This is a genomic window from Enhydrobacter aerosaccus (assembly GCF_900167455.1).
GTDB lineage: Bacteria > Pseudomonadota > Alphaproteobacteria > Reyranellales > Reyranellaceae > Reyranella > Reyranella aerosaccus.
Window position 1 is genome coordinate 171,701 of the sequence record NZ_FUWJ01000011.1, and the last position, 12,577, is coordinate 184,277.

Below are 12,577 nucleotides of genomic sequence, written 5' to 3' on the forward strand. Positions count from 1 at the left end.
GTGCGCCGCCGCGGGCTGCTGACGGCGGCGGCCCTTGCTTTTGCGCCAGGAGTTTCGCGCGCAGCCGGCCTCGACGTCGCGATCGTCGGCGCCGGCCTGGCCGGGCTCACGGCAGCCAAAGCGCTGATGGCGGCCGGCAAGAGCGTGCAGGTGGTGGAGGCGCGCGATCGCATCGGCGGCCGGACTTATACGGATGCCAGCCTCGGCTTCGCCTTCGACATGGGCGCGGCGGGACTCATTCCCAACAGCCCGCTGGCCCAGGCGCTGGGCGTCACGGCGGCGCCGCCGCCGGAGGCTGGTGCGATCCTGATCAACGGCAAGGAGCTCGGCCCCGAAGAGTATGCGCGCTACGAGAAGGTGGCCGCGGATCTCGCCAAGAAGGTCGAGGAGGTGCATAGGGCCCTACCGGGCGCCGATCCGCGCCAGATCCTGACGCCCAAGGAGCCGCTCGAGCAGGTCGCCTTGGCCGAGCTGCTACGCCGGCCGCCCTTCCTGGGTGAACAGGATGTGCCGCAGGGCGTTGGAGTGCTGGTCGCGCACTGGGGAGCGGCCGTCCCGGTCAAGCTCGGCGCGCGGGTCCTGCGGCTCGATTCGACCGGTCGACTGGTGAGCTTGGTCACACCGGCCGGCGAGATCGCGGCCCGGGCTGCCATCGTCACCGTGCCGGTAGGCGTGCTGGCGGTGGGCGATGTCGGCTTCGCGCCGCCGCTCAAGCCGGGCAAGCGGGCCGCGATCGCCGCCCTGTCGATGGCCCGTTATGACAAGGTGGCGGTCGGCTTCTCGCGGCGCGTGATCGACGCACCGGCCGACGCCCGCATCACGGCGCTCACGCCCAAGGGAAAGGTGGTGCGGGCGGAAGTGCGGCCGGGGGATCGCGAGGGGGCGATCGTGTTCGCCGCGGGGGACGAGGCGCAGGAGCTTGAAGGGCTTGGGCCCACGGCGGCCGGCGCCTGGGCATTGTCTTCGCTCGCCACTGTCTTCGGCAAGGAATTGCGCTCGACCTTCATTGGCGCGCGCTCGACGCGATGGAGCGAGGATCGCTATGCCCGCGGCGCCTGGTCGGTGGCACGCCCCGGCCCCGAGGGCCAACACGATCGTAGCGTGCTGGCGCAGCCGCACGAGGGACGCATCTTCTTCGCCGGCGAAGCAACCGATTCGGGTACGCTCGCCGGCGCACATGCCTCCGGCTTGCGGGCCGCCAATGAGGCCCTGGCTCTCCTCGACAAGCGCTAACGCTTGATCGCCACGCACAAGCCGGCTGCGACCACGAGTGCAGCGACGGCGCACCAGGACGGGCCGGCCAGGCTGCCGGTGAGGTCGTAGATATAGCCAGCGAAGGTCGGCCCCAGGATCTGGCCGGCGCTGAACGAGGCGGTCATCAAGGCGATGCGGCCGCGCGGATCGCCCTCGCCCTCGCGGGCGGCAATCAGACCCAGCGCGGTCAGGCCCATGAAGGTGCCGCCGACGAAAATGGACGAGAGGACGACCGTAGCCGCGGTGATCCACAGCGCCGAGGCCGCCACGCCGATCGCCTCGACGATCGCGGCCACGGCGAAGGTGGCGAGGATGCCCCAGCGCACGCCGAGCCGGGTCCACAGGGCGACCGAGGGTGCGGCACTCAGGCCGAACATCACCCAGATATAGGGTTCGAGGCCCGCGATTTCGGCCGTGCCGCGCACCATGGCGACGATGAAGGTCGCCGTGATGATGTAGCCGAAGCCAAACAATCCGTAAGCGGCGGCCAGCACGAGGAACCGTGTGCTCAGCCTGGCTGGCCGATGCGGTTCCGTCGATCCGGCGGCACGGGCAGGGTCCGCGGGCACCAGCGCCACGACAGCGAGGCTCGCCAGGAGGGCGAGCGCGGCGCTGGCGAACCACATCGCCCGCCAGTCGCTGGAGGTCGAGACCAGCGCCGCCGACAGGGCGATGCCGGTGCCGACGCCGGCAAAGTGCAGGGCGGAGAGGCCGCTGCGTCCCGCCACTGCCAGCCGGTCGAGCACCAGCGCCGAGGCGAAGATCAGGATGAACGCCGAGGCAAGGCCCGCGACCAGGCGCAGCAGCAGGAACAGCGACAGCGAGTCGGTGAGCCCCATGGCGGCGAGGCAGGCAACGTTCACGGCCAGTGCCGCCAGCAGCCAGGTCCGGCGGGTACCGGGCAGACGGAGCGCTGCCAGCAGGGCCCCTGCGAGGTATCCGACGAAGTTGGCTGAGGCGATCAGGCCGGCCTGGCTCTTTGTGAGCCCCAACGCGGCCACCATGGGCGGCAGGATCGGCGTATAGACGAAACGGCCGATGCCGATGCCCGCTGCCATCGCCAGCAGGCCGCCGAATGCGAGCAGGACAGGCGATTTCGTCATGCCACCCTTTCCGTGAGGCGGGCACTTTGCGGCGTCGCTTCGATTGACGCAATTGTCGCCGGAACCTAGTTTCGCCGCTCCATGTCACAGATTGAACGCACCATCGCCGAGGCCGCGCGCGCGTGGCCATTTGAAGAAGCCCGCAAGCTCGTCGCCCGGACCGGCGGCAAAGCGCCGGCCAAAGGCTATGTGCTGTTCGAGACCGGCTATGGCCCGTCTGGCCTGCCGCATATCGGCACCTTCGGGGAAGTGGTCCGGACCACCATGGTGCGCCAGGCGTTCCAGCGCCTGTCGGACGTCCCGACGCGGCTGTTCTGCTTCTCCGACGACATGGACGGGTTGCGCAAGGTGCCCGACAACGTGCCGAACAAGGAGATGCTGGCGCAGCATCTCGGCAAGCCGCTGACGGCGGTCCCCGATCCGTTCAGCAACGAGTATCCGAGCTTCGGCGCCGCCAACAACGCCCGCCTGCGCGCTTTCCTCGATTCGTTCGGCTTCGAGTACGAGTTCCAGTCGGCGACCGACTGGTACAAGTCGGGTCGCTTCGACAAGATGCTGCTCACCATGCTGCGCCACTACGACGAGGTGCAGGCGATCATGCTGCCGACGCTGGGCGAGGAGCGGCGCGCGACCTACTCGATCTTCCTGCCGATCTCGCCGAAGACCGGTCGCGTGCTGCAGGTGCCGGTCATCAAGACCGACGCCGATGCCGGCACCATCGTCTATCGTGACGAGGACGGCACGCTGGTCGAGACGCCGGTGACCGGCGGCAACGTCAAGCTGCAATGGAAGGCCGATTGGGCCGGGCGCTGGTTCGCGCTCGACGTCGACTACGAGATGTACGGCAAGGACCTGATCCCTTCCGCCGAGCTCAGCGCCAGGATCGTGCGCATCCTCGGCGGCAAGCCGCCCGAGGGCTTCAACTACGAACTCTTCCTCGACGAGGAAGGCAAGAAGATCTCCAAGTCGAAGGGTAACGGTCTCTCGGTCGAGGAATGGCTGCGCTACGCGCCGCCGGAATCGCTGGCGCTCTATATGTTCCAGGCGCCGCGGCGGGCCAAGCGGCTCTATTTCGACGTGATCCCGCGGGCCATCGACGACTATCTCTCGTTCATCGAGAAGATGCCGTCCGAGGAGCCGGCGAAGGCTGCCGACAATCCAGCCTGGCACATCCATAACGGCAAGCCGGTCGACCACCATGCTGCCGGCGTCAGCTTCGCGATGCTGCTCAACCTCGCCAGTGTCGCCCATACCGACGACAAGGACGTGCTGTGGCAGTACCTGCGCCGCTACGTGCCCGGCGCGACGCCCGAGAACGCGCCCTATCTCGACCGGCTGCTGCAGGGCGCCGTCGCCTACTACCAGGACTTCGTGAAGAGCACGAAGAAGTTCCGGCTGCCGACCGACAAGGAGCGCGCGGCGCTCAAGGATCTGGCCGATACGCTGCGCGCCATCCCTGAGAGCGAAAGCGCTGAGTTCATCCAGAACGAGGTCTACGAAGCCGGCAAGCGGCACTTCGCAAAGGAAGAGCTGCGCCAGTGGTTCAAGACGCTTTACGAGGTTCTGCTGGGCAGCGAGCAGGGACCGCGCATGGGCGCCTTCATCAAGCTCTTCGGCCGCGACAATGTCGTGAGACTGATTGAGCGTGCCCTGGCCGGCGAGGACCTCGGCAAGGCGGCCTAGTCGGCGCGGGGCGCTGCCCGTGGCGCTGCCGGCGTCCGACCTGCCCTTCTGCGGCGATGGCGAGCTCGGCTACGATGCGAGGCGCACGACCTTCGTCGATGGCGCAGGCCTCAGTCTCGACGAGGCCTACCGCCTCGCTCATCTGCCTCTGGTCGCGCCGCGCCATCCCGGCGTCATCGCGAGGAAAGCCGGGACGCCATACGAGTTCGGACGACATGAGCCGGTCGTCTCTCTGGTCTTGCCGGTACCGGCCGATCTCCTGCACGGGGCCGATGCCTACAGAGCGCTCGAAGCCGATCTCAAGGCCGCGCCCTTCGCGCACAAGATCGCATGGGATATCGTCGAACGACGGCGCGACAAGCTGCATGCCACCCTCTGCGGCTCGCTCGCGAGCGGGCAGAAGCTGCCCGCCACCGGCGTGGATCGGCGCGCCGCTCTGGCGCGTCTCGGCGGCATCAGCGTCGAACTGCGCGGCCTGTTCTCCGGCACCATCAATCGTGGACGCCTCTACCTGCGGGTCTATCCGGAGCGGCGCGATGGCATCGATGTTCTGCGTCAGGTGCAGCGACTCATGGGGTGCCGTGAAACCGGTTTCTATGTCGTCGGTCTGTTCAATCTCGTCGACGACCTCGATCCTCGCGAGGCCGCCGCATTGGCGCATCTGATCGACGTCTGGTGGAACAGGCCCATTCTGCGTTACCGGTCCGATGGACTATGGCTTCTTTCCGCCCGGGACGACCTCGTGCTCGATGCCGACATCCTCGAACTCATTCCGCTGACCTGACGATCGGTTTGCCTGCGATCCAGCCCTGACGCATGCTTGCGGCCGATTGGTGTGAGGACCGGAGTTCTTCGAAAGGCGGAGGCGCATGGCGAGGAGCGGAATCGGAGCACCCGTCCCAAGGCTGGAGGACGCCCGGCTGCTGACGGGCGGCGGCTGTTACAGCGACGATTTCCGGCTCGAAGGGCAGGCCTATGGCATCGTCGTCCGCTCGACGCACGCGCATGCGCGGCTGGACAGTGTCGATACCGACGTGGCGCGGCGGATGCCGGGTGTGCTGGCAATACTGACTGGCGCCGACGTGGTGGCTGACGGTCTGCAGCCTGTTCCGCACGTCCCGCAAGCCATGAGTCCGCCCGACATCAAGCTTCCCAATATCGACGGCTCGCCGCATACGGTGGTGCGGCCGCCTGTTCTGGCGATCGAGGCTGCGCGGTACGTCGGCGAGCCGGTGGCTTTCGTCGTGGCCGATACGATCTCGCACGCCAAGGACGCGGCCGAGGCCGTTCGCATCGACTACGAGACGCTCCCGCCGCTGAAGCAGGTTGTCGTCGATGCCCTGGTTGGCGAGGCGACGCGGACATCGGAAGCTTTTGCCGGCGCGGCGCATGTCGTGCGGCTCGAGACCGAGATCCAGCGCATTGCGGGCGTGCCGATGGAGCCGCGTGCCGCTCTCGGCGTCTACGACAGCGTGACCGGCCGCTACACCTTGTATGCCGGCGGAGGCGCGATCTTGCGACCGAAGAAGGAGGTCGCCATCATCCTGGGCATCGAGCCCGACAAGATGCGCGTGATCGCGAAGGAGGTCGGCGGCAACTTCGGCACGCGCAATTTCTTCTATCCCGAATTCGCCCTCGTCTGCTGGGCCGCGCGAAAGGTGGGAAGGCCCGTCAAATGGACCGCCGAACGGCAGGAGTGCTTTGCCTCGGACTATGCCGGCCGCGACTTTCGCATCGAGTCCGAACTCGCGCTGGACGAGGAGGGCACGTTCGTCGGGTTGCGTGCCACCAGCGTCAGCCATCTCGGCGCCTATACCGCATCATTCGTGCCGCTCACCAAGGGCACGCAGCTGATGACGAGCCTCTATCATCTGCCGGCGATAGCGCGGGCGCAGGGCGTTCTCACCAACACGGCCTGCACCGCTCCCTATCGCAGCGCCGGCCGGCCGGAGGTCATGTTCGTCATGGAGCGGTTGATCGATTTGGCGGCGCGTGCCCATGGCTTCGATCGCATCACGCTGCGCCGTCGCAATCTCATCCGCTCGACGCCGCATACCAACGCCTTTGGCGTGACTTACGACAGCGGCGACTATGTCTCCACGCTGGAGCAGATCCTGGCGCTGGCCGACTGGCAGGGCTTCGATGCCCGCCGAAATGCCACGGCGGCGCGCGGCCTGAAGCGCGGCATCGGTCTGGGCGGCTACGTCGAGGCGCAGAGTGGCGCTCCCAACGAGCGGGCGGAAGTGACCGTGTTGCCGGAAGGTATTCTCGAGATCGTCATCGGCACGCTGTCGTCCGGGCAGGGACACGCGACCAGCTTCGCCCAGCTCGCCAGCGAATGGCTCGGCGTCCCTGTCGGTACCGTCCGGCTGGTCAGCGACGACACCGACCGCGTGTCCGTCGGTGGCGGCTCGCATTCCGGCCGCTCGCTGCGGCTTGCTGCAACGACGATTCATCAGGCCTCGCTCGGCATCATCGCCAAGGCGAGGAAATTGGCGGCGCGAAGGCTCGAAGCCGCGGAAGCCGACATCACCTTCGCCGATGGCCGGTTCACGATCGCCGGTACCGACCGAGGCATCGGCCTGTACGAGCTCGCCGCGCGCGATGGCCCGATCGGCGAGGCGGCCGACGTTGACAGCCGCGTCGGCTCCTATCCGTACGGCTGGCATGTGTGCGAGGTCGAAGTCGACGCCGAAACGGGCGTCGTGCGCATCGATCGTTACACGGCGATCGACGATGTCGGTCGCGCCGTGAATCCGCTGATCCTGCACGGCCAGACCCATGGCGGCATCGTGCAGGGCGCCGGACAGGCGCTGATGGAGCGCTGTCATTACGAGCCGGAGAGCGGACAGCTCCTGACCGGCTCGTTCATGGATTATGCCCTGCCGCGCGCCGACGATTTCCCTTTCTTCACGACCTCATTGAGCGAGGTGCCCTCGGGGACTCATCCTCTCGGCTTCCGCGGCGGCGGAGAGGGTGGGATCACGCCGGCATTGGGCGTGATCGTCAATGCCATCGTCGATGCGCTGGCTGATCTCGGCGTCACCCATATCGACATGCCGGCGTCGCCGGAACGCGTCTGGTCGGCGATCCGAGCGGCCTCGACGGCGGCGCGCTAACCCCAGTTCGAGGCGCGGAAGTCGACCACGAAGGATTGGGCCGGCCGCCATTTGTAGTCGCGACGCTTGGCGGTGAAGGTCGCGTTCTGGTGGATCACGTTGTAGCAGGGATCCTCGCGCTCCAGGATCGTGAGGATCCGCCGGAAGTCGGCGCGACGCTGCTGCAGATCGGTGCCGCTTTGCAGCGCGGCGATGCGCTGGGCCGCTTCGTCGTTCTCCCACTGACCGGCTTCCCAGGTCTGACCACCCGGCGCATAGGCGGCCAGCGAGGCGACGGGATCGTTGAACCAGGAGGAGTTGGAGTTCTCGCAGATGCCGCGCTCCGGGAAACGACCGAGGATCTGGCCCCAGTTTTCCTTCATCTCGATGGCGACGTTCAGGCCGACGGCCCGCCACTGCTCGACCATGATCTGCGCTGTCTGCACCTGGTTGGTGTAGTAGTTGTTCAGCATCTGATAGGGAATCGGCGCGCCGTCATAACGTGCCTCCTTCAGCAGTCGGGCCGCCTCGGCCGGGTCGTAGGCCGGCGCGGCCCAGTCGCCGAGCAGCATCGGACCGAAGAAATCCCACTGCAGGCCCTTCGGCACCTTGGTGCGGCCGGCCCACAGCGCATCGACGATCGCCTGCCGGTCGATCGCCTGCGTCATTGCCCGGCGGACACGCGGATCCCTCAGCGTCGGGTGATGCTTGTCGAAGATGGTGAGCCGGATGTTCATGATCGGCCCGCCCACGACCTCGAGCTTGGGATTGGACTCGATGGTGGCGATCTGGTCCGGCGGCATGTCGCAGGCGAAGTCGAAATCGCCGGCACGGAGGCCATTCACGCGCGCGGCCACTTCCGGTACTTCGACGAAGCGCAGTCGTTTGATCGGCGGCCGGCCGCCCCAATAATCGTCGAACGCTTCCATCGTCAGAGTGGAGTCGGGCTTGTAGTCGACGATGCGATAGGGGCCCGTGCCGACCGGCTTGCGCGCCCAGTCGAGCCAGGTCGGCGCCTCGGCGAAGGCGCGTTGCGAGAAGATGGAGCCGGTGTTGCGTGTCAGGCGGCCTTCGAGTGTCGCGTCGGGCACGCGGTTGACGAACCGCACCGTATCCTTGGCGACGATCTCCATGCGCTCGAAACCGGGATAGGCGCCCATCGCGATCTTGGGGGCCTCGGGTGGCGGCACCTTGCTGGTGGCGCCCGGCGTCGTCGAGACCCACATGCCGCGTGTATCAACGGTGCTGCCGCTCCACATGCGTTCGGGACCGAAGCTGAAGGCCACGTCCTCTGCCGTCATGGCGTCGCCGTTGTGGAAACGCACGTCGCGACGCAGCTTGAGTTCGATCGTTCGCTCGTCGATGCGTCGGAAGCTCTCCGCGAGACCGGGCTGCAGCGACAGGTCGCCGGTCCAGGCATGGTCCGTCAGCGTCTCGGCGAAGGTGTAGAAGATGCGCTGACCGACATTCGATTGCTCGCGCATCGGCTCCAGCGTGTTGGAGGTCGATATCTTCTGCACCGCCACCGTGATGGTGGGGCGATTATCGCCTTGGGCGATCGCTGGACAGGGCAGGGCGGCGGTGCCGGCCAGGGTGAGGGCACGACGACGGGACAGAAGCATCAGGGATCTCCAGGCGGCGGACCATCCGCGCCGCCGGTGATCGATTGATGACAGCTTGGTTGTGGTTGCCTTACGGCATGTGGAGAGTGCGTCCTGGCGTCACTGGGTGGTGATGTGTCCCGTCTCGACGATTTCCCGCCATTTCGGCACCTCGGCACCGATCATGGCCGCGAATTCTTCCGGCGTGCTCGCCATCGCGATGCAGCCGAAGCCAACGAACTTCTTCTGCAGCTCCGGGTCGGCGAGGACAGTCCGAACCGCCTCGTTGAGGCGGGCGATAACCGGCTGCGGCGTGCCCGCGGGTGCGAGGATGCCGAACCAGACATTGACCTCGTAGCCCTTGAGCGACTGGCCGATTGTCGGCGCGCCGGGCATCAGCGGCGAGGGCTTGGCGGTCGAGACGCCGAGCAGCTTCAGCTTTCCCGCCTTGACGGCCGCATCCATGGTGTCGGACGAAGTCGTGAGCAGGATCTTCACCTCTCCGTTCAGCACCGCCATGGTCGTCGGCGCCTGTCCCTTGTAAGGGACATGGATCAGCTTGATGCCGGCTTCCTTGGCGAACAGCTCGGTCGCGAGGTGGCCGAGAGATCCGGCGCCGGCCGTGGCGTATTCGACGCCGTTGGGCTGGGTCTTTGCCCAGGCGATCAGTTCCGCGACATTGTTCGCGGGGACGCTCGGATGAACCACCAGGACCAGGGGCGCGATGGACACCAGCGATACGGGCGCGAAGTCCTTGACCGGATCGTAACCGGCATCCTTCTGGATCAGGGGAACGATGGCGCTGGGACCATTGTTGCCGAAGATCAGCGTATAGCCATCGGGCGCGGAATGGGCGACCTGCGACGTCGCGATTGCGCCAGCGGCGCCTGCCTTGTTGTCGACGACGACGGTCTGTCCCAAGGCCTTTGACAGGCCCTCCTGCATGGTACGGGCCATGATGTCGGTGGTGCCGCCCGGTGCGTAGGGCACGACCAGCCTGATCGGCTTCTCCGGAAACTGCGCGAAGGCCAGTCCCGGCAATGCCAGGGCGAGGCTAAGGCACAGCAGGCCTACCCGTCTCTTCATGTTGTTCCTCCCGCTTCGTTATTGATGTGATGGTGTCGTGTGCGCCGAGCTCCGGCACGGTCGAACCTACGCCGACCGAGCCATCGGCGAATCGGAATGGCGGGTTCGGCACCAGAAATTCACCGGCGCCGTCACGCACGCGCGCCAGTGCGCCACGAGCGGCCAGTTGCGGATCGGCGAGCGCCTCGGCAACGGTCAAATAGCGCGAGCACGGGACGCCAGCCGCCATCAGCGTCTCCTCGCAGGACCGTGCCGGTCTCGGCGCGGTCCATTCCTCGATGGCCGCCATGAGCGCATCCCAATGCGCGGTGCGGGCACTGACGGTCGCAAAGCGCGGATCCGACTTCCATTCGCTGTGGCCGACGGCATCGGCAAGCTGTTCGAAGTTGCGCTGGTTGACCGGAGCCACGATCACGAAGCCGTCGCGCGCGCGCATGGGCACATAGAGCGGCCGGCGCGTATCGGACGGGAACTGCGCTTCCTGGCATTCGAAGACCAGAAGGTTGAGCATGGAGTCCATCAGGGCAACGTCGATGAACTGACCATGGCCATGGCGCAGGCGGCCGATCAAAGCGGTCTGGATGGCGCCGAAGGCATAGACTGCGGCCAGAACGTCGGCGACGAAGATGCCGGTCTTGGCTGGCCGGTCCTGGCCGTCCTGATAGGTGAACTGGGTATGGTCGAAGCCGCTCGCGGCATGAATGACAGGGGCATAGGCCGGTTGTTGGGCGCGTGGTCCGGTCTGGCCGAAGCCGGAGATCGAGCAGTAGACAAGATCGCGCTTGATGCCGGCGAGGGCCGCATAGTCGAGACCGAGTCGCCTCATTACCCCGGGCCGGAAGTTCTCCAGCACGACATCGCTTCCCTTCACCAGCTCCAGAGCCGCCTTGCGTCCAGTATCGCTCTTGAGATCGAGGACAAGGCTCTTCTTGCCGGCGTTGAGATGCCCAAAATAAGCGCTGTGACCGTCACGCAGGGGCGGGCGGCTGCGCATGTGATCGCCGTGCGGCTCTTCGATCTTCAGGACCTCCGCCCCGCAATCCGCGAGCAGCCGCGCACAATAGGGACCAGCTATCATGCTCGTGAAATCGACGACCCGCATGCCGGCGAGAGGAGCGCGGACGGACATCAGTTGATCTTCTTCCTTGCACGCTGACGATGATGGGCACGGCCGCGATAGCGTTGATGGAGGTTGTCGAGATGCTCGGTCATGGATGCAACGGCGCCATCGGCATCGCGCCGGCGCAGGCAGTCGAGCAGGCGGCGGCGGGCCTTTATGGTAAGGTCGTTGCGTTCGCCGCCGACGGCATGCGCGAAGTCGCGCATCACTTCCATCAACGCCCCCATGACCATCATCATGACCGCGTTGTGCGTGGCGCGAGCGAGCAGATTGTGGAATTCGACATGGACGTCGATCTTGTCGTCGTAACGCTTGGCGATGAAAAGGCGTTCGGCCTCGTCCACGTTCGCAGTCAGGGCGGCGAGATCCTGCTCGGTCGCCCGCTCGGCAGCCACGCGTACGACGGCCGATTCGACCCACTGCCGCGCTTCCGTCAACTCCTCGAGCGAGACACTGCCAAGCTGATAGAGATTGCGGAAGCTGTCGCCGATCAGGCCGGGGTTTCCCTGGCCGATGAAGGCGCCGCCGCGCGAGCCGGCCTGCAAAGAGACAAGGCCGGTACGCTCAAGCGTGCGCAGGGCCTCGCGGACGGCGCCGCGACTGACGCCGAAGCGGGTGGCAAGCTCGCGCTCGGGCGGCAGTTTGTCGCCGCTGCGCAGCTCTCCCGATGCGATCCGGACCTGGATCTGGGCGGAGACTTCATCCGACAGGCGGCGGCGTTTGATAGGATCGAATCCAGGGTTCATGGCTTGCTTGTTCCCGACGACAGCGACGCAAGGGTGCCCGCGCCAATGTGGTCGAGATACGTCTGCTCGCCATTGGCGCCATGCACATGCTCGGCAAGATAGCCGTCGAACGACTTCTGGTCGCGGCTCGCCGTGACGTAGGCTTTCAGATGCGCCTCGTCCTGCTCGTACAGGCCGGAACTGGCGCCTGGATGTGCGCCGTAGGGTGCCACCACCACGGCATCGACGAACGCCGATGGGATTTTGGTGAGGCGCGCCGACTGGCGGACCGTGCTCGACGGCACGATGCGGTCGACTGAGCAGATGACGTGCCGTGCTGCCTGCGCCATCAGCAGGTCGAAGTAGGCGGCGCCGAAATACTGGATGTTACCTTCCTCATCGGCTTGCTGGCCGTGCAGGAACACGACGTCGGGCTTGATCGCCGGCACCTCAAGCAGAGGACGGCCGCCCTCCTGGATCCGCGCCCGGCGATAGCCTTCGGGATTGACCCTCGGCAAGTCCGTCCCGAGGTCGGGTATCAGCCCGTAGGGCAGATCACAGGCACCGGCGCGCAGGCCACCGGCGATGCCAGGTCCGTCCATCTCCATGACCTTCACATGGCCTGCCTGGGCGGCCCGGCGGAAGTTGGGAGCCAGCCCCAGATGCTCGAAGCTGATGAAGACGCAAGCAGTCGCCTTGGCGCAGCCGGCTCCGATCAATATGTCGGGTGCAACGCTGCCCGGCGACGGCACGAGAGTGAGATCGCGCACCCCTTTGCGGATCAGGCCGCGGACCAGCGCCATTGGCTGGCCGTGAAAGATCCAGCCGCCAATGCCGAGCGTCATGCCGTCCTGCACCGCGGATAGAGCGGTATCGAGGGAGACGATCTTTCTGGAGGAGGTCATGG

10 protein-coding genes are annotated in these 12,577 nt (G+C 66.5%); 4 read left to right on the forward strand and 6 right to left on the reverse strand.

The window, feature by feature from the left end; translation table 11 throughout:
• The gene (locus B5D62_RS27205) at positions 1-1,233 is read left to right on the forward strand and encodes a flavin monoamine oxidase family protein (RefSeq protein WP_085937204.1); all 1,233 of its coding nucleotides are present in this window, start codon (positions 1-3) and stop codon (positions 1,231-1,233) included.
• On the opposite strand, the gene B5D62_RS27210 is transcribed toward B5D62_RS27205, so the two are convergent.
• Positions 1,230-2,357, reverse strand: a complete 1,128-nt coding sequence (locus B5D62_RS27210; protein WP_085937205.1) for a YbfB/YjiJ family MFS transporter — start codon at positions 2,355-2,357, stop codon at positions 1,230-1,232. The two genes, B5D62_RS27205 and B5D62_RS27210, sit on opposite strands and share 4 nt — an antisense overlap.
• 81 nt (positions 2,358-2,438) lie before the next feature.
• On the opposite strand from B5D62_RS27210, the gene B5D62_RS27215 reads away from it, so the two are divergent.
• From B5D62_RS27215 to B5D62_RS27225, 3 genes are all read left to right on the forward strand, one after another.
• A complete protein-coding gene (locus B5D62_RS27215) occupies positions 2,439-4,040 on the forward strand; it encodes a lysine--tRNA ligase (protein WP_085937206.1) in 1,602 nt (533 codons plus the stop codon).
• A 19-nt stretch (positions 4,041-4,059) separates the two neighbouring features.
• Positions 4,060-4,824 carry a hypothetical protein gene (locus tag B5D62_RS27220; protein ID WP_218191343.1) on the forward strand — a complete coding sequence of 255 codons (765 nt, stop codon included), beginning with the start codon at positions 4,060-4,062 and terminating at the stop codon, positions 4,822-4,824.
• Positions 4,825-4,909: 85 nt separating this feature from the next.
• A complete protein-coding gene (locus tag B5D62_RS27225; RefSeq protein WP_085937207.1) occupies positions 4,910-7,159 on the forward strand; it encodes a xanthine dehydrogenase family protein molybdopterin-binding subunit in 2,250 nt (749 codons plus the stop codon).
• Here B5D62_RS27225 and B5D62_RS27230 read toward each other — a convergent pair.
• The 5 genes from B5D62_RS27230 to B5D62_RS27250 all read right to left on the reverse strand — a co-directional run bounded on the left by B5D62_RS27230 (position 7,156) and on the right by B5D62_RS27250 (position 12,575).
• A complete protein-coding gene (locus B5D62_RS27230; protein ID WP_419188822.1) occupies positions 7,156-8,763 on the reverse strand; it encodes an ABC transporter substrate-binding protein in 1,608 nt (535 codons plus the stop codon). The two genes, B5D62_RS27225 and B5D62_RS27230, sit on opposite strands and share 4 nt — an antisense overlap.
• Positions 8,764-8,859: 96 nt before the next feature.
• The gene (locus B5D62_RS27235) at positions 8,860-9,825 is read right to left on the reverse strand and encodes a tripartite tricarboxylate transporter substrate binding protein (RefSeq protein ID WP_085937209.1); all 966 of its coding nucleotides are present in this window, start codon (positions 9,823-9,825) and stop codon (positions 8,860-8,862) included.
• A complete protein-coding gene (locus B5D62_RS27240) occupies positions 9,794-10,954 on the reverse strand; it encodes a CaiB/BaiF CoA transferase family protein (protein WP_085937210.1) in 1,161 nt (386 codons plus the stop codon). The genes B5D62_RS27235 and B5D62_RS27240 overlap by 32 nt, the downstream gene beginning before the upstream one ends.
• A complete protein-coding gene (locus B5D62_RS27245; protein WP_085937211.1) occupies positions 10,954-11,691 on the reverse strand; it encodes a FadR/GntR family transcriptional regulator in 738 nt (245 codons plus the stop codon). Before B5D62_RS27245 ends, B5D62_RS27240 begins: the two co-directional genes overlap by 1 nt.
• On the reverse strand, positions 11,688-12,575 hold the full coding sequence (locus B5D62_RS27250) for a CoA transferase subunit A (RefSeq protein ID WP_085937212.1): 888 nt from the start codon (positions 12,573-12,575) through the stop codon (positions 11,688-11,690). The genes B5D62_RS27245 and B5D62_RS27250 overlap by 4 nt, the downstream gene beginning before the upstream one ends.
• Between the last annotated feature and the right edge of the window lie 2 nt (positions 12,576-12,577).

What these genes read in the sequence shown, in the direction of transcription:
- B5D62_RS27240 (WP_085937210.1), bottom strand. Translation starts at nt 10,954, where the DNA reads ATGTCCGTCCGCGCTCCTCTCGCCGGCATGCGGGTCGTCGATTTCACG.
- B5D62_RS27235 (WP_085937209.1), bottom strand. Translation starts at nt 9,825, where the DNA reads ATGAAGAGACGGGTAGGCCTGCTGTGCCTTAGCCTCGCCCTGGCATTG.
- B5D62_RS27250 (WP_085937212.1), bottom strand. Translation starts at nt 12,575, where the DNA reads ATGACCTCCTCCAGAAAGATCGTCTCCCTCGATACCGCTCTATCCGCG.
- B5D62_RS27245 (WP_085937211.1), bottom strand. Translation starts at nt 11,691, where the DNA reads ATGAACCCTGGATTCGATCCTATCAAACGCCGCCGCCTGTCGGATGAA.
- B5D62_RS27215 (WP_085937206.1), top strand. Translation starts at nt 2,439, where the DNA reads ATGTCACAGATTGAACGCACCATCGCCGAGGCCGCGCGCGCGTGGCCA.
- B5D62_RS27210 (WP_085937205.1), bottom strand. Translation starts at nt 2,357, where the DNA reads ATGACGAAATCGCCTGTCCTGCTCGCATTCGGCGGCCTGCTGGCGATG.
- B5D62_RS27225 (WP_085937207.1), top strand. Translation starts at nt 4,910, where the DNA reads ATGGCGAGGAGCGGAATCGGAGCACCCGTCCCAAGGCTGGAGGACGCC.